16 protein-coding genes are annotated in these 15,927 nt (G+C 41.7%); 9 read left to right on the forward strand and 7 right to left on the reverse strand.

Annotation, left to right across the window (positions count from 1 at the left end; genetic code table 11):
- From cas9 to AB5903_RS12400, 7 genes are all read left to right on the forward strand, one after another.
- Window positions 1-2,820 (forward strand): type II CRISPR RNA-guided endonuclease Cas9 (cas9, locus tag AB5903_RS12370; RefSeq protein WP_368117865.1); only part of this gene is annotated, 2,820 nt, incomplete at its 5' end.
- Window positions 2,813-3,109: a hypothetical protein gene (locus AB5903_RS12375; RefSeq protein WP_272709776.1), complete on the forward strand. Its 297-nt coding sequence runs from the start codon at window positions 2,813-2,815 to the stop codon at window positions 3,107-3,109. The genes cas9 and AB5903_RS12375, both read left to right, overlap by 8 nt.
- The gene (locus AB5903_RS12380) at window positions 3,093-3,215 is read left to right on the forward strand and encodes a hypothetical protein (RefSeq protein ID WP_272709777.1); all 123 of its coding nucleotides are present in this window, start codon (window positions 3,093-3,095) and stop codon (window positions 3,213-3,215) included. The genes AB5903_RS12375 and AB5903_RS12380 overlap by 17 nt, the downstream gene beginning before the upstream one ends.
- Window positions 3,216-3,595: 380 nt before the next feature.
- Window positions 3,596-4,528 (forward strand): type II CRISPR-associated endonuclease Cas1, encoded by a 933-nt coding sequence (gene cas1, locus AB5903_RS12385; RefSeq protein WP_272709778.1) that lies wholly within the window; start codon window positions 3,596-3,598, stop codon window positions 4,526-4,528.
- Entirely contained in the window at window positions 4,528-4,860 is a 333-nt protein-coding gene (gene cas2 / locus AB5903_RS12390; RefSeq protein WP_195658193.1) for a CRISPR-associated endonuclease Cas2, read from the forward strand. The genes cas1 and cas2 overlap by 1 nt, the downstream gene beginning before the upstream one ends.
- A 503-nt stretch (window positions 4,861-5,363) precedes the next feature.
- Window positions 5,364-6,587, forward strand: a complete 1,224-nt coding sequence (locus tag AB5903_RS12395) for a site-specific integrase (RefSeq protein WP_368117893.1) — start codon at window positions 5,364-5,366, stop codon at window positions 6,585-6,587.
- 19 nt (window positions 6,588-6,606) lie between these two features.
- Window positions 6,607-7,932: a site-specific integrase gene (locus AB5903_RS12400; RefSeq protein ID WP_022161962.1), complete on the forward strand. Its 1,326-nt coding sequence runs from the start codon at window positions 6,607-6,609 to the stop codon at window positions 7,930-7,932.
- A 25-nt stretch (window positions 7,933-7,957) separates the two neighbouring features.
- Here the strand turns inward: AB5903_RS12400 and AB5903_RS12405 are convergent, their stop codons facing one another.
- The 7 genes from AB5903_RS12405 to AB5903_RS12435 all read right to left on the reverse strand — a co-directional run bounded on the left by AB5903_RS12405 (window position 7,958) and on the right by AB5903_RS12435 (window position 14,445).
- On the reverse strand, window positions 7,958-8,269 hold the full coding sequence (locus AB5903_RS12405; RefSeq protein WP_368117866.1) for a helix-turn-helix domain-containing protein: 312 nt from the start codon (window positions 8,267-8,269) through the stop codon (window positions 7,958-7,960).
- Entirely contained in the window at window positions 8,266-8,559 is a 294-nt protein-coding gene (locus AB5903_RS12410; RefSeq protein ID WP_368117867.1) for a helix-turn-helix domain-containing protein, read from the reverse strand. The genes AB5903_RS12405 and AB5903_RS12410 overlap by 4 nt, the downstream gene beginning before the upstream one ends.
- A gap of 12 nt (window positions 8,560-8,571) precedes the next feature.
- Window positions 8,572-8,895 carry a helix-turn-helix domain-containing protein gene (locus tag AB5903_RS12415; protein WP_022161965.1) on the reverse strand — a complete coding sequence of 108 codons (324 nt, stop codon included), beginning with the start codon at window positions 8,893-8,895 and terminating at the stop codon, window positions 8,572-8,574.
- Between the two features lie 206 nt (window positions 8,896-9,101).
- The gene (locus AB5903_RS12420) at window positions 9,102-9,515 is read right to left on the reverse strand and encodes a hypothetical protein (protein ID WP_368117868.1); all 414 of its coding nucleotides are present in this window, start codon (window positions 9,513-9,515) and stop codon (window positions 9,102-9,104) included.
- Window positions 9,516-9,824: 309 nt separating this feature from the next.
- Window positions 9,825-11,129, reverse strand: coding sequence for a sigma-54-dependent transcriptional regulator (locus AB5903_RS12425; RefSeq protein ID WP_368117869.1), 1,305 nt, complete (start codon window positions 11,127-11,129; stop codon window positions 9,825-9,827).
- Window positions 11,104-13,530 (reverse strand): hybrid sensor histidine kinase/response regulator, encoded by a 2,427-nt coding sequence (locus AB5903_RS12430; RefSeq protein ID WP_368117871.1) that lies wholly within the window; start codon window positions 13,528-13,530, stop codon window positions 11,104-11,106. Before AB5903_RS12430 ends, AB5903_RS12425 begins: the two co-directional genes overlap by 26 nt.
- 81 nt (window positions 13,531-13,611) lie before the next feature.
- Window positions 13,612-14,445, reverse strand: coding sequence for a helix-turn-helix transcriptional regulator (locus AB5903_RS12435; protein ID WP_368117872.1), 834 nt, complete (start codon window positions 14,443-14,445; stop codon window positions 13,612-13,614).
- A 136-nt stretch (window positions 14,446-14,581) separates the two neighbouring features.
- Here AB5903_RS12435 and AB5903_RS12440 point away from each other — a divergent pair, with 136 nt between their 5' ends.
- Both AB5903_RS12440 and AB5903_RS12445 read left to right on the forward strand, forming a co-directional pair.
- Window positions 14,582-14,860 carry an immunity 17 family protein gene (locus tag AB5903_RS12440; protein WP_368117873.1) on the forward strand — a complete coding sequence of 93 codons (279 nt, stop codon included), beginning with the start codon at window positions 14,582-14,584 and terminating at the stop codon, window positions 14,858-14,860.
- Window positions 14,861-14,912: 52 nt separating this feature from the next.
- Complete coding sequence (locus AB5903_RS12445; RefSeq protein WP_368117874.1) at window positions 14,913-15,833, forward strand: hypothetical protein; 921 nt, start codon at window positions 14,913-14,915, stop codon at window positions 15,831-15,833.
- Window positions 15,834-15,927: the final 94 nt, after the last annotated feature.

Here is a 15,927-nt window from a genome sequence, read left to right on the forward strand (position 1 = left end):
GCCTTACGGACCTTTGCAGTTAAGAACGGATTAAATGAATCTTTTGTAGAAGTATTCAAAAAATTTCCTCCTTTTAAATCTGAATATGGAGCATATTCTGCCAAGGCAATAAAGAAATTGTTGCCTTTGATGAGATGTGGAAAGTATTGGGATACATCTTTGATTGATGATGCGACGAGAGATAGGATAGAAAGGATAATAACAGGTGAGTATGATAGGAATATAGCTGCTAAGGTTAGAGAAAAGGCGATAAACTTGTCGGATATATATTGTTTTAAGAGACTTCCGCTATGGTTGGCTTGCTATGTTGTATATAATCGTCATTCTGAAAATAAAGAAATTGCTAAATGGGAAACTCCGGCGGATATTGATGCTTATTTGGCTTCTTTCAAACAACATTCACTACGCAATCCTATTGTAGAACAGGTGATAACAGAAACACTGAGGGTTGTTAGGGATATTTGGAAACAGGTTGGGAAAATTGATGAAATTCATATTGAATTAGGACGTGAGATGAAGAGTCCTGCGGACAAACGAAAAAGAATGACTGCACAAATTCAAGAGAATGAAAAAGCTAATCTACGTATAAAGACATTACTTGTTGAATTTATGAATCCGGAATATGAGGTTGAGAATATTCGTCCCTATTCACCAAGTCAGCAAGAAATATTGCGAATTTATGAGGATACGGTTTTGAAAAGAGAAGAACCGATTCCGGAAGATATAGATGCAATATTGAAAAAATTCAATAATAGCAAATTACCGACAAAATCAGAGTTTTTACGTTATAAATTATGGCTGGAGCAGAAGTATCGTTCGCCTTATACCGGTGAGTTGATACCTTTAGGAAAATTGTTCACGACTGCGTATGAGATAGAACATATAATTCCTCAGTCTCGCTATTTTGATGATTCTTTTTCTAACAAAGTGATATGTGAATCTGCTGTGAATAAACTGAAAGATAATCAATTGGGGTATGAGTTTATTAAGAATCATCATGGGCAGAAAGTTGAAGTGGGTTTTGGGAAAAAGGTAGAAATTCTTTCTGTGGATAGTTACGAACGATTTGTAAAAGAACAATATGCTAAATCAAGCGTGAAAATGAAGAAATTGTTGATGGATGATATTCCCGAACAATTTATTGAACGCCAATTGAACGATAGTCGGTATATCAGTAAGGTTGTCAAAGGGCTTTTATCGAATATTGTTCGTGAAAAGAATGATAATGATGGATATGAACCAGAGGCTGTTTCAAGAAATGTGTTAGTTTGTACGGGAAACGTGACGGACAGGTTGAAAAAGGATTGGGGAATGAATGATGTTTGGAACTGTATTGTATATCCTCGTTTTGAACGTTTAAACGCTTTGACTGGAACACAGTGCTTTGGACATTGGGAGAATAAAGATGGAAAAAAAGTTTTTCAGACGGAATTACCCCTTGAATATCAGAAAGGGTTTAGCAAGAAGCGTATTGACCATAGGCATCATGCTATGGATGCAATAGTGATAGCTTGCGCTACGCGGAATCATGTGAATTATTTGAGTAATGAGTCTGCAAGCCGGAATACCAATATTTCCCGTTATGATTTGCAGAGATTGTTGTGTGATAAGAATAGAGTAGATGGTGGTGGTAATTATAGATGGGTTATAAAGAAGCCATGGAATACTTTTACGCAAGATACAAGGGAGGCATTGGATAAAATAGTGATTAGTTTAAAGCAGAATTTACGTATAATAAATAAAACAACTAATATTTATCAACATTTTGATATAACAGGAAATCGTATTTATAAAAAACAGGAAATTGGTGATAATTGGGCTGTTCGTAAGCCAATGCATAAGGATACAGTTTTTGGGGCGGTGAATTTGCGAAAAGTAAAAAGGGTACGGTTGTCTGTAGCTTTGGATACTCCTACTATGATTGTTGATAAGAGAGTGAAAGGTAAGGTTCTTGAATTGTTATCATATAAATATGATAAGAAGAAAATTGAAAAATATTTCAAAGAGAATGTTTTCTTTTGGAAAGATTTGGACATAGCTGAAGTTGCAGTCTATTATTTTACAGAAAATACTTCTGAACCTTTGGTCGCAGTACGTAAATCACTTGATTCAACTTTCAATGAGAAGAAAATAAAAGAATCAGTAACGGACACTGGCATACAGAAAATTCTTTTGAATCATTTATCTGTAAAGGGGGGAAAAGCGGATTGGGCTTTTTCTGCAGAAGGAATAGAAGAAATGAATCGTAATATTTTACAGTTGAATGATGGAAAAAAGCATCAGCCAATATATAAGGTGAGAGTGTATGAATCACGTGGAAATAAATTTAGCGTTGGTGTATCAGGTAATAAAGGAACTAAATGGGTAGGAGCTGCTAAAGGTACTAATTTATTTTTTGCTATTTATGTAACAGAAAATGGAAAAAGGACGTATGTGACTGTCCCTTTAGACGTGGCTATAGAACGTGAGAAACAAGGGCTTATTCCTGTTCCTGATAGAAACGATAAAGGGGATAAACTATTGTTTTGGTTATCTCCTAATGATTTGGTGTATCTGCCAACTGAAGAAGAACGGGAGTTGGGTAGGATAAATGAACCAATAGATAGGGGGAGGATTTATAAAATTGTAAGTTTTACAGGAAATCGTCTGTATGGAGTCCCTTGTAATGTTGCTAATGTAATAGTTGATAAATTAGAATATTCTTCATTAAATAAAGTGGAATTGACAGATGCTAAAGAGTCAATAAAAGAAATATGTATTCCTATAAGAGTTGATAGATTGGGGCATATAATAGAAGTTAAGTATAGAATAAATGAATAGTATAAAGTTATTTCAAGAAAAGAAAATCCGTTCTATGTGGAATGAAGAAGAACAACAGTGGTACTTTTCAGTTGTTTATGTAGTTGGTGTGTTGGCTGATATCGTGAATTCTACGGACTATTTGAAGAAGATGCGAAAATGGGATGAAGAATTGGCTACTTATCTGGGGACAAATTGTCCCCAAGTAGAAATGTTGACAGATACAGAAAAAAAGAAAAACTTTGGTAACAAATGTATAGGAAATAGAAAATTCGGAATTAGTTCAGGAGTGTATGAAAGAACTGTATGAGCAGAAAGGTTATCCAAAGGATTGGATTGACAAACGTTTGAGAGGACCTACCATTCATCAGAATTTGACGGATGAGTGGAAAGAAAGGGGAGCTATGGAAAAGTGACTATGCTATTCTTACGCCAGAAATATCTAAGGCAACGTTGGGATTAAGCCCTTCGGATTAAAATATATAAAGGACTGACAAAGAAGAATTAGAACCTTTGTGACTATATGCTCGATTTAGAATTGATATTCGCGATGCTTGGCGAACACGTCACTACGGAAATTTCTCAGAAAGAAAAACCATATACATTTACTATTGAAAAGTAAGTTGTACAGTGTGGTGGAAATGTTGTTGAAGTAGTGCGTGAACAAGCTGAAAAAGAACTAGGTAGAAGTATTATTTTTTCCGACAATTTTTGTTGGATTCAGATAATCATGATGATACCTTAAAACTTCCTTTTGAGGAAAACAACGAATGAATAACTTTAAAATCTGTATACTATGATTAAGAAAACATTTTATTTTGGAAGTCCAGTTTATCTCTCTTTGAAAAATGCTCAGTTAGTGATTAAATTACCAGAGGTCATAAAAAACGGTGCTTTGTCCGAGGGTTTCAAGCAAATATCTGAGGTGACTAAGCCGATAGAGGATATTGGGATAGTGGTATTGGATAACAAGCAGATAACCATTACTTCGGGAGTGTTGGAGGCTTTACTTGAAAAGAATTGTGCAGTTATAACTTGCGATTCTAAAAGTATGCCGGTTGGTTTGATGCTTCCTTTGTATGGAAATACGACACAAAATGAGAGGTTCCGACAGCAAATTGGTGCTTCTTTGCCATTAATGAAACAACTTTGGCAACAAACGGTAAAAGCTAAAATAGAAAATCAGGCAGCGGTATTGAATAAATGTGTTGGAGAGGAAATAAAGTGTATGAAGATATGGGCTACTGATGTGAAAAGTGGAGATCCGGACAATTTGGAGGCTCGTGCAGCTGCTTATTATTGGAAAAAATTGTTTAAGATAGAAGGTTTTACAAGGGATAGGGAAGGTATTCCACCTAATAATCTGTTGAATTATGGGTATGCTATTTTGCGGGCAGTCGTTGCCCGTGGTTTGGTTGCAAGTGGACTTTTGCCCACTTTGGGAATACATCATCACAACCGTTATAATGCTTATTGCCTGGCAGATGATATAATGGAGCCTTATCGCCCCTATGTGGATAGGTTGGTATATGATATGATTAAGGGAGGAGAAATAAATTGTAGAGAATTGGCTAAAGAACAAAAAGTACAACTGCTTACTATTCCTACGTTGGATACTATTATTTCGGGAAAACGTAGTCCGTTGATGGTAGCTGTTGGGCAAACTACAGCTTCTCTGTATAAATGTTTCAGCGGTGAGTTGCGCAGAATATCTTATCCTGAGATGTAATGGAACGGTTTAGCGAATATCGTGTTATGTGGGTACTTGTACTATTTGATTTGCCAACCGAAACAAAGAAAGATAAAAAGGCATATGCAGATTTTAGAAAAAATCTGCAAAAAGATGGATTTACAATGTTTCAATTTTCTATATATGTTCGTCATTGTGCAAGTAGTGAAAATGCGGAGGTACATATAAAAAGAGTCAAATCGATTTTACCTGAACATGGAAATGTTGGAATAATGTGTATTACAGACAAACAATTTGGGAGTATAGAACTTTTCTATGGGAAAAAGACTATAGATGTGAATACTCCCGGACAACAGTTAGAATTATTCTGAAAAGAAAATCCCGCTATATGGCGGGATTTTTTTGGGGGAAACCACATCTTTTTTTAATTCTAATATTTAATATAAATCTTTGTATATTAGGTTACTATTAATAATGAGCTGTTTCCAATGGTTCAAAGATACTAAAACTCGCCCGATTTCGGATGGATTTAGGAAGAATAATGTAAACTATTGGGCTTTCAGGGAGATACGCAGCATTATTCCGCATTTGTAAATGTGTGCTTTGAAGCCGTTTTTTGAATAGTTAAGCGAAAAAATTGCTACCTATCCGTTGCCCATTCCAGTTGTATGGATTTGTTTGAAAATCCTTTCTGCTCCGACCGTAAAGAACGCAGTTTCATCATTTTGGCTTAGCGAAGGTACTTATTTTTTTTGAGATATGAAAAATATAGGTTCCGGAAGTCAATGGTGATAGCTTTGTCGATGTCTGACGATATTTTACATGCCGATGATTAACTCTGTCTCTGTTAATTTTGCAAACAATGGAACAGATTATGAATCAGACAGATGTAAAGGTTTCGTTCTACCTTAAAAAGAGCGAGGCGGATGCCGGGGGAAACTGTCCCGTGATGGCACGGCTTATTGTCGGCAAGCACTCTGAAACAGCATTCAGTGTCAAGTTTCGTGTGCCACAGTCATTGTGGTCATCCGGACGGGCGTGTGGAAAAAGTGTTGCGGCAAGAGACATAAACAACAGACTGGATGAAATACGTGCTGCCGCGCTCGGCATCTATGCGGAACAATCTGCAATCCGTGAGGATGTAACAGCAGAGGATGTAAAGCATCAACTTTTGGGTATGGCTTCGGAACAAGAAACCCTATTAAGCTATTTCAGACTTTTCATTAGAAATTTCGAGAAACGCGTTGGGATCAATCGTACGGAAAAGACATTGAGGGCTTACCGCAATTCCTACAATCATCTGGTACGTTTTTTACAGATGCAATATAAGCTGTCAGATATCCCTTTTGCCGCATTGGACCGTTCTTTCATTGAAAAATATGACTTGTATCTACGTACGGAATGTTGTCTGGCTTCAGGCACAATAGTCAATCTTACCGTCCAACTGAAAACAATTGTCGGAGAAGCTATTGCTGACGGTATAATAACAGTATTCCCGTTTGTCGGATATGAACCGATACATCCGAAACCGGAACAGAAATATCTCACCTCCGAAGAATTGAATAGGATTATGACAACACCTCTCCATGATCAGATTCTTTATCATGTGAGAGATATGTTCCTGTTTTCCTGTTATACGGGTATTCCCTATAGCGACATGTGTCTGCTGACAAATGAAAACCTTTCTCTCGCGGAAGATGGTACCTGGTGGATCAGGAGTTCTCGCAAGAAAACCGGTGTAGATTTTGAAATACCGCTTATGGAACTGCCGTTCCATATTATTGAAAAATACCGCGATATGGCTCCTGAAGGAAAGCTTCTCCCCATGTATTCCAACAGTTCATTGAATCGTTATTTGAAACGCATCGCCGAAATTTGCGGTATAGGACGTAAGCTGGTCTTCCATGCAGCCCGTCATACCTATGCGACAGAAATTACACTTTCCCATGGCGTACCGCTTGAAACGGTCAGCAAGATGTTGGGGCACAGTCGTATTGAGACCACACAGCATTACGCAAAGGTGACAGACAATAAGATAGATACAGATACGAAAGCATTGGATAAAATAATTGCTGAGCGGTTTTCTGTAGTTATTTGATAATGGCAAAAAATAGGATATGAAAAGAAATACTGACAATATGGAAATCAAACGTCGCAGTACATTTGCGATACTGTTTTATATAAACCGCACCAAAGTCCGTAAGGATGGAACGTGCCAGTTGCTGTGCAAGATAAGCATAGATGCCAAATGGGAACAGATAGGAACGAAAGTATCCGTCAATCCGGCCATCTGGAATCCTGAAAAAGGACGGGCTGACGGCCGCAGTGAGAATGCAATTACCGTCAACCGGGCTATTGATGATCTGACCAAAGAAATCAAGGAGCATTACAGGCGGATTAAGAACAGTCTGGGATTTATTACGGCAGAGCAGGTGAAGAATGCCGTGATGGGAGTCGGTCAGAAACCGCTAACTCTGCTGGCTCTTTTCAGAGAGCATAACGAGGAGTTTAAGAAACGTATCGGTGTGGATCGTATAAAGGAGAGTTATGATTCCTACTTACGTTCATATAAGCACCTTTCGGCTTTCGTGCAGGAAAAACGCGGCGTAGAGGATGTACTGCTACGTAGTCTTGACCGTGTGTTCTACGATGACTTTGAACTTTTTCTCAGGACGGACAGGAATTTAAGCCCGAAGAGCGTGCATGAACATCTTTACAGGCTGAAGAAGATGACCATGCGGGCTGTCAGCCAGGGAACAATCCGCCGTGATCCGTATTGTCGCCTTCATCCTGAACTGCCCAAACGGAAAAGTCGTCATCTGAAGCTGGAAGATCTGAAGACGCTGCTTACAACACCTGTCGAGAAGCCACAGCTTCAGTTTGTAAGGGATATGTTCATCTTCTCCACTTTTACCGGACTTGCCTATACGGATTTGAAAAAATTGAGGGTAAATGATATTACCCAATCTGAAGACGGTTCATGGTGGATCCATATCCATCGCCAGAAAACAGGAACACTGTCTTCTGTCCGATTGCTGGATATTCCGTTGAAGATAATAGAAAAATATCGGGAACAGAGAAAGGATGACAAGGTCTTCAATCTGTATAGTCGTACGTATTTCATTATGCTCGCCCACCAGTTGGGTGAAGTTTACGGATTTGAACTTACATTTCATAAGGCACGACACAATTTCGGAACCCATATAACCCTTTCATTAGGTGTTCCAATCGAGACAGTCGGTAAAATGATGGGGCACATGCGTATTGAGACCACGCAGCTTTACGCCAAAGTGACTGACAGGAAAGTGGACGAGGACATGAAACGGCTGAAAGCAGCCGGAATGGATCGGATTCCTGGTCTGTATGAAGAAGATGTTATTGTCAGGAAACGAAGAAGGAGATTCGGATACCAATTGTCCGACAACAAAGAAACGACCTTGTAAAGAGGCCGTTTCTTTTACTTTTGCTTCATACCCATCGCTGTTCTTCCCTGCATCTTTTATAAGCGTCATCAAGAACTTTTTGTATGTCTGACTCTTTGTAAAGGGCTTTTCCCTGCACAAGATAGTAAGGTATCACACCGAGGGTCCGGTATTCCTGCAATGTACGCCGGCTTACTTTCAACAGCTTTGAAAGTTCCTCGTCCGTGAGGAAATAATCACCGTGAAATGTGGGCCTTGGAGTCGTCCGTATTGCGTCTATCATGCGCTCCATGTTTTCCAGCCCTTTGAAAATAGTATCAATCCGCTGGTCTTTTCTGTTTATAAGATCGTAACTCATGGCTTTCTTTTTTGTGGGTGATAACTTGATTCCAACAGGCTTTGTACATCTTCCGGTTTGTAGAAGAACTTGTTCTTGATCCGGGTGAAAGGCAACAGTCCTTTCTCGCGATATACCTGAAGTGTTCTTTTGGATATTCGGAGAATCCCGCATACCTCCTGATTGTCCATCCATTTTTTCAGTCCCGCGTCTTTGGTCTGACTACATAGACCGATGACTTTTTTCTCAATCAGGCTGAGGCGGACAACCAATTCGTCAAAGGTCTGTTTTTCCATACATATAATTTCCATACCGTCATTTTATTAGGATTGAAGACCGAGTTCCTTTTTTATTTTCGCCGGCAGCACCTTTCCCTTTTTGTTCAGGAAGTCCTGGACTTCCGAAGCTTTGTAATAGGTACGTCCGTCAATCATGTAGTATGTGACGAGCTTCTTCTGGCGGTAGCGTGCAAGGGTACGCTTGGTAACACCAAGGAGTTCGCACATATCCTGGTTGTCAAGCAGCTTGTCACCCTCAAGGGCGGCCGTCTGCCTGTTCATGCGGTTCAGTCTGTCATCTATCCTGTCAAACCGTTCCATTATCTGATGGAGCATCATCTGGAATGTCTCCCTGTCTATCTGTATCATAATGAATTCTGTTTTTAGTGTAATAATTCCATTTTTTACACCGTGTTGCGCAACAGGTTTCATTATGATATAGGCCAAAACATGGACCAATGCAGCAATACACACCCACATAAAAATATATCCCACTGGATTACAGTGAGATAAAAAATAGAAATTCAAAAAGACATGTTTGGGTAACGTTGCAGAAACATTGCAGTTGCGAGAAGCTATTGCAATGTTTTGCGATATATCAGACGGCAAATACCGTTACGGAAACTTTTTGAGGAGTGCAGATTCCAGGAGCAGGAATCAAGAAAATCAGATATTCGTATTCCATGGCCGGAAATTACAGGCAGCATATAGATGACAATTTCGTCGGGAAGGTGATATACAGACAGTCTGCGTAATATTTCCGTATCTTCACGTTCGGATATTATTGCCTGGAATATGGAATCAGAGGAAGTGGTATCCTTGAAACAGATAAGATCGACCATCGGGTAGTCAGGGGCTATGGAAAATGTGCTGTGCTGTTTCCAGAGAAGGAATCCGTTCCTGTCTTCTCTTATCCATTCCATCAGCCTGTCATCATCCGGGAAGTAACCGTCGATGGTCATTGCGAATACGATCTGAATTTTTGCCATACCTCTACCTGTTATAAATAAAAGCGTGAAACTCACACATTTTCAGGTAGGGGCTCTGGTAAGCCCATTGTAGATAATGCATGAGCTCACGCTATTTTTAGGCATAGCATAAGCTGCACGCAAAAGTCTCTACAATTTGAAATTTACCAGATTCCTACCTGAGACGTCTTGCGACTTATGTATAATAGGCGACAGCCGCTTTGCGGCGTCGTCATATTTTATTTCAAAATACAGACATGGCCAATAGACCAGTCTGTTACAAAATTAGTCATTTTGCTGGAATTACAGGCAATTCACTGCAAAAAATATTCATTTCAGCCCATATTTGTTCATCTTACGGTACAGTGTAGCAGGATTGATGCCGAGCAGTTCTGCCGTTTTTTTCCGGTGGCCGCCTGTGGCTTTTAGAGCCTTGATGATGGACAGTTTTTCTTCTGTCATGCCATCATAATAGACAGAATTTGCAGATACGGTATTCGTATTGATGCCGATATCCATGCACTCCGGTTCGATGACCGGTTTTTCTGTCAGCAGCACGGCCCTTTTTATCTTGTTCTGCAACTCCCTGATGTTCCCCGGCCATTCGTAGGAAAGGAGAAGCTGCTGGGCTTCTATGGAAAATCCTTCCGTATTTCTTCTCAGTTTGGTGGAAGATTCTTTCCTGAAAAATTCCGCGAGTGGCAGAATGTCTTCGGGACACTGGCGTAATGGAGGTTGCGTTATCTCAAATTCTCCCAGTCTGTGATAAAGGTCTTCACGGAAGCGTCTTTCCGCTATGGCTTTGGGAATATCCTCGTTCGTGGCCGCAACTATTCTTACATCCGCATGTCTTTCCTTGCTGTCCCCTACAGGTATGTACGTGTTTTCCTGCAAGACTCTTAAAAGGACAGACTGTACGGAATAAGGCAGCGTCCCTATTTCATCCAGAAACAGTGTCCCTCCTTTTGCAAGATCGAAATATCCCTGTCTGGCTGTATCAGCTCCGGTGAATGCCCCTTTTGCATGGCCGAACAGAAGTGAAGCCGCGAGCTCCCCGGGAATGGCTCCGCAGTTTACCGCGACAAACGGAGCTTCATGCCTGTCGCTGTAGTTATGTATCATCCTCGCAACCGATTCCTTACCGGTACCGTTTTCCCCCAATATCAGTACCGACATATCGGATGGAGCGACCAGTTTTGCCTGTTTTTCACATTTTACGGCTTGTGCGCTTGTCCTTTTGAACAGATGCTTTTCACCGTTCCAGATAGCGGACATGTGCTTGAGGAATGTATCCACAAGTTCAAGGAGTTGTTCCCTGTGAACCGGTTTCACCAGATAGTCCTTTGCTCCGAGTTTGATCGCACGCACCGCGTCAGGATAGGAAGCGTATTCGGTCATTACCACAAATGGAATATGAATGTGTTCCCGGTTTATCCATTCAAGCAGTTCTATGCCATTTCCTTGAGGCAGTCTTACATCTGAAAGAATCAGGGCAATATTTTCGGCTTTCAGTACTCTTTTTGCCGCAGGTTCATCCATGGCGGTTGTGACAGCATAGCCGCAACGTTCAAGCCAGTCCCTTTGCAGTTGGGACAAGGCTACGTTATCTTCAACTATCAGTATTTTCCTTTTCATTTTCCTGTCTGATTAAACTGTTTATCTCATTTTCTGCTGCCGAGACAAGTCTGTCAAGGCTGGTTGTTATTTTCAAGGTCCATTCTTTCATGACCTGATCTCCGGAGCTGTCATCGTGGACAAGGTTTCTGTATTCTTGCAATTCTTCTGCAATTCCGAGCATTTCCCACATGGGAAACATCCGGTGTATTATCTCCTTTATCCGCATTCTATCCTTATTCCTTATTGCTTCCACAAGTTCTTCCTTGTTCGTTTCGGATTCTTTTACAAGCATTGTCAATACCTTGCGTTTGTTTCCGGAATCCGATATGAGCGGCCTGAAATCTATTGATTGTGATTCAGGCTTGTTCATCTTTTCCATAATAGAGGACAGGAACAGAAGCAGTTCCGGGCTTGAAAAAGGCTTATGGATACATCCGGTGAAACCAGCCTTGATGAAATTCTCCTTCTCTTCATCTCCTCTTGCAGTCATGGCAGCTATCGGAATGCTTCGTGAACTGCCAATATTGGAGTTGCGCAGCAGATTGAGCAGACTGAAGCCGTTGGTTCCCGGCATTTGTATATCTGTAAGTATCAGATCATAATCCTCTTTTCTCAAAAGACAGACCACTTCTTTTACATTTTGGCAGGCATGACAACTGACTCCATTCCTTTCCAGGATGTCGCGTGTTATTTCCATCTGGACAGGATCGTCTTCCACGACTATGATACGGTGTGGAAGTCTTTTTGCCGGATCTGGAAGCGTTGTGCATTTTTCCTCAATTGTTTCTGATGTTTCTTTCAGCGGAATGCTCACCTTGAATGTACTGCCTTCTCCGATTTTGCTTTCCACGGAGATATTTCCTTTCAGTAAGGTTACGAGTCCTTTTGTAATGGAGAGGCCAAGTCCGAAACCTTCAGGACAAATCTCTACTGCTGCCCTTTCAAATGGAGAAAATATGCGTTTTAAGGTTTCTTCGCTCATGCCGATACCTGTATCCCTGACTGTTACTGTCAGAATATCGTTTCTGAATATGGCAAAGAATCCAATAGAACCGGATTCTGTAAATTTTATGGCATTGGACAGCAGGTTGCTGATTATTTGCTCTATGCGGTCCGCATCGCCGGTAACGGTAATGTCGGTTCCGATAAAGTCTCCGGATAGCATTATTCCCTTGTCATTGGCTATGCGTCCATATTCTTTTTCGATGTCTGAAAGGAAGGTATTCAAGCGGAATGGAATTTCATTTAGAGTTTCCTTGGCCTCATTCAGGCGTGACAGGTCCAGAAGGCTGTTTACCAGCCGCATGATATGTCCAGTAGAGCTCAGGATGTTGTTCAGATAGGAATTTCGCCGTTTTCTGTCTTTGGTATCCATTGCCAGTTCTGCACTTCCCCGGATGGCATTCAGGGGGCCCCGAATGTCATGAGAGAGCGTGATGATAATCTTTTTGCGTATCTCCAGCATTTTACGGTTATGCAGGTCTGAGTCCTCAAGTTCTTTTCTCTTGCGGTGTTTTCTGTGTATATCCTTGGTTATGAATATGGATAGGAACAAGGCGCATAATAAGGCTGCTGATGATATGATACATATTGTGTCGAATGCTTCTTCCCTAAGTTCAGAAACCCTTTGATGCCGTTCTGCAGTACGCTCCAGGGCGTCTTTTTCCAATTCATTGATCAGTCTGGAGATGTTCCGGTTGAGAATATGGTTCTTATGCTCAAGAGAGTCCGCGAGTGATTCAAAAAGCCGGTTTTGCCTTTCCAGTACCTCGTACATTTCATCCCCGAACTTTCGGATGTTATGGGCGTTATCGGTTTGTCCGGCTTTTTGCTGTATTGATGTTTCTGTTTCCTTCTGTTTCCTTTTCCGGGAAAAAAGGCGGCTCAGAAAATTTTTCTTTTCAGGTTTCGTCGGTTCCGTATGTAATATTGTAGCGGAAGAAGTCATTTTTCTTTCCAGTACCGGAAGCTGACTTGAGAGGATACTGTCCATCTGTGTGAGTACGGAAGGGATATTCTTCAAAGAACGGATATGGTCATGCTTTTGATTGAGTAGGAACTCGACTGTATCAATGCGTGCCTGCTGAAGGGAGTCGGTATATACTTTTCTCAGTTCATCAAGCATGAAGAAGACCCTGTTCTCTTTTTCATTGTACTCTTTTTGGTCCGATATGTCACGCAGATATGCCGATTCGTTGTCCAGAAAGAGTGAAACAAGCGCTTTGAATGTCCTGCTGGTCAGTTCCCGTTGTGCAAGCATTGCGTTCTCTTCCGCTTCTGCTTCCGCAAAAACCTTTTTTTCATGCCATAAAGCAGCGATGATTCCTATAACCAGCAGTGTCAGGATAGTGTAACCGGCAAATATTTTTATTAGCAGGGAACCCGAAGGTTTTATTGGATTTTCTTTTTTCGTTTCCATAACCTTGTATCGTGATTTTTACAAAGTTACGGAGGTGACGATGAAGTGATGTTCTGATTACTAACGGATTTTTTCTGATTTTTATCGGACTGTGTCGGCAAGCAGTTCTTTTCTTAACTGCAAGGGAGTTTTGTTAAAATTCCGTTTGCAATAGTCGGAGAAGGTTGACTCTGACTTGAAGCCGTTGTTTTCCGCTACCCGATATAACGGTATCGCCGGATTTTTTAGCATTCCTGCTATTCTCTTTTTCTTCCTTTCACGTAGCCATTGTGATACGTTCATGCCGAATTCATGCTTGAACCGTTCCCGGAATACGGTATTCGACATGTGGCATTTTTTCGCGAGCTCCTCTCCGGTCATATTTGCTGTAACCCGCAAAAGGACTGTTTCTCTGAAACCTGCTCCCTTGAAATCCGGGATATATTTTTCTGCAAGACGGAAATCGGATTCGGTCATGAAAGAATCGTTTGTTTTCATGTGCCGTTTGAATTCGCTGATGACATTTCCGGCCATAAGGTTATACAGGAAGTTCAGGTGCGGATATTCTTCTTCCGGGCTTATTGCATGAAGAATTTTAGCGCAAACCAACAGGCCGTGGGCATTACGGTTTTTGTATTGGTACATATAGGTATCGATTACGTAGCCGAGCACTCTATTGTTCCGACAGAAACTTGCCAGTATGTATAGCGCGGTTTCAGTCTTGTTTTCAAGCGAAGGGACTGACTGTAGTTTTCTCAGTTTTTCTGTCAGCCATATCATGGCCGGTATGTTCTCGGACAAAGGTTTCAGGATGGTCCAAGTCCGTGGAATACGGATATCTGTCTGCCGGACAGCTTCGGCAACTTTGAGTACCCATTCCTCCCATTGTGTCCGGAATGAGTCGTGTTTAAGAGATTCTATAAGTATGTATTCCATGATTCGTAAGTTTCTGTGCAAAAATAAAATTTCTTGTATGACAGAGCAAATAATGGTTACCGAAACTTTTTGATTCTGTGCACTTTTCGTTAAATTTGCAAACGGCAGATGCCGTTGTTTTCTTAAAAGTATTATTATGGAATGGTTTGAAAAGGTCAAAGAATTCATAACCGGTTTCCCGCAGTTGCTTCAGACAAGCCCGAGGTACGGTTATCTGGTAGTGGCGGCAATACTGCTGCTGTGGCTTTTGGGTATAATCTGCGGATGGAAGTGGACCTATACACGTCCGGGTAGCTGGGGCGGGAATTTCTGGCTGGATACACTCGGACCAAAGGCTTTCCGTTTCTGGCTGGGGGTGATCCTTGCCGTCGGGATAGGACTGGCTTTGTTTCTGTTCTCTATTTCCGGCAAGTAGCCGAACATTCTTTCCTCAGATGAAATCTGTAAACATAAAAAAGAGATTGAGTATGAAAACAATTCCAATTATGACCTTCTTCCTGTGTACGGCGATGTATGCCCAGGCACAGCTTAACATCGTTCCCAAGAGCAATGGACTGAAAGAGTACACGGTGACAAATGCCCTTCCCTATGACAGCCTGACGAACGTGGAGAAGCGGAGTTTCGCTTCCCTTCCGGGACAGACCCTGTACATGCACGGGGCGAAAAATGACGGGGACGGCTACTGGGATGCCTTCTACACATCCAACTTCCTTGCCGGGGATGACCGGACGGTGTACAAGGCGGTCAATATCAGTTCGACCCCCGCTAAAGAGGTGGTCGGAAAATATTACGAGGTGGTGAAGGTCTGGACCAAGACAGACTACCTGTCGGCAGGATGCTGCCTGCTGCTTCGTGAAAAAGAAAGCGGCGATGAGATGTATTATAACCCGTTCAGGTATCCGCTGAGCATGACCTGTTTAGGGTATTATGAGAAACTGAAACGCTTTGTCGGGCAGACATTCCTGTCGCTTGCCAAGGCCGTGGAGACCGAGGACGGTCAGGTCATTACCCCGGCTGAAGGTGCGGAGTACCGTTGTGTGGACGTCGGCCTGAAGATGAACAGTGACGGGGCGTTTCTGCTGATGGAGGATGCTGACGGTGTACGAGTGGAAGCATTTCCTATAGGCGGTGACGAGGTGTATGAGTTTGTAAGCACTGCACGTATCGGCCAGCTGGAAAAACGGTACGGCAAGAAATACGGGAAGCTGATTGCCTTCCGCAAGGTCGATACCGGCATGACGAGGGAAATGGTCATCTCCGCATGGGGTGAACCATACCACAAATCGGAAGTCAAAAAGGAAGGCAGGACTCTGGAGACTTTGCGCTTTTCCGACGACCGCTGTGTGGAACTGCTTGACGGGAAAGTACAGTATGTGCACGTCTATTGAATGGAGGCGCATCTTTGCCTGTAAAGTCCCAGGCGAGATTTGCGTTTATCGTTTATTAACAGACAAAAGCACCAAAAAATCAGGGAAAAATACC

The organism is Bacteroides sp. 2201st1_D9_2201SCRN_220225, from assembly GCF_040928965.1.
In the GTDB taxonomy this organism is placed as follows: domain Bacteria; phylum Bacteroidota; class Bacteroidia; order Bacteroidales; family Bacteroidaceae; genus Bacteroides; species Bacteroides stercoris.

Excerpts from the sequence above, each read along its gene's own strand:
- AB5903_RS12435 (WP_368117872.1), bottom strand. The coding sequence starts at position 14,445 with ATGGAATACATACTTATAGAATCTCTTAAACACGACTCATTCCGGACA.
- AB5903_RS12430 (WP_368117871.1), bottom strand. The coding sequence starts at position 13,530 with ATGGAAACGAAAAAAGAAAATCCAATAAAACCTTCGGGTTCCCTGCTA.
- AB5903_RS12410 (WP_368117867.1), bottom strand. The coding sequence starts at position 8,559 with ATGGAAATTATATGTATGGAAAAACAGACCTTTGACGAATTGGTTGTC.
- AB5903_RS12395 (WP_368117893.1), top strand. The coding sequence starts at position 5,364 with ATGAATCAGACAGATGTAAAGGTTTCGTTCTACCTTAAAAAGAGCGAG.
- AB5903_RS12425 (WP_368117869.1), bottom strand. The coding sequence starts at position 11,129 with ATGAAAAGGAAAATACTGATAGTTGAAGATAACGTAGCCTTGTCCCAA.
- AB5903_RS12415 (WP_022161965.1), bottom strand. The coding sequence starts at position 8,895 with ATGATACAGATAGACAGGGAGACATTCCAGATGATGCTCCATCAGATA.
- AB5903_RS12380 (WP_272709777.1), top strand. The coding sequence starts at position 3,093 with ATGAAAGAACTGTATGAGCAGAAAGGTTATCCAAAGGATTGGATTGAC.
- cas2 (WP_195658193.1), top strand. The coding sequence starts at position 4,528 with ATGGAACGGTTTAGCGAATATCGTGTTATGTGGGTACTTGTACTATTT.
- AB5903_RS12400 (WP_022161962.1), top strand. The coding sequence starts at position 6,607 with ATGAAAAGAAATACTGACAATATGGAAATCAAACGTCGCAGTACATTT.
- AB5903_RS12405 (WP_368117866.1), bottom strand. The coding sequence starts at position 8,269 with ATGAGTTACGATCTTATAAACAGAAAAGACCAGCGGATTGATACTATT.
- AB5903_RS12420 (WP_368117868.1), bottom strand. The coding sequence starts at position 9,515 with ATGGCAAAAATTCAGATCGTATTCGCAATGACCATCGACGGTTACTTC.
- AB5903_RS12375 (WP_272709776.1), top strand. The coding sequence starts at position 2,813 with ATGAATAGTATAAAGTTATTTCAAGAAAAGAAAATCCGTTCTATGTGG.
- AB5903_RS12440 (WP_368117873.1), top strand. The coding sequence starts at position 14,582 with ATGGAATGGTTTGAAAAGGTCAAAGAATTCATAACCGGTTTCCCGCAG.
- cas1 (WP_272709778.1), top strand. The coding sequence starts at position 3,596 with ATGATTAAGAAAACATTTTATTTTGGAAGTCCAGTTTATCTCTCTTTG.
- AB5903_RS12445 (WP_368117874.1), top strand. The coding sequence starts at position 14,913 with ATGAAAACAATTCCAATTATGACCTTCTTCCTGTGTACGGCGATGTAT.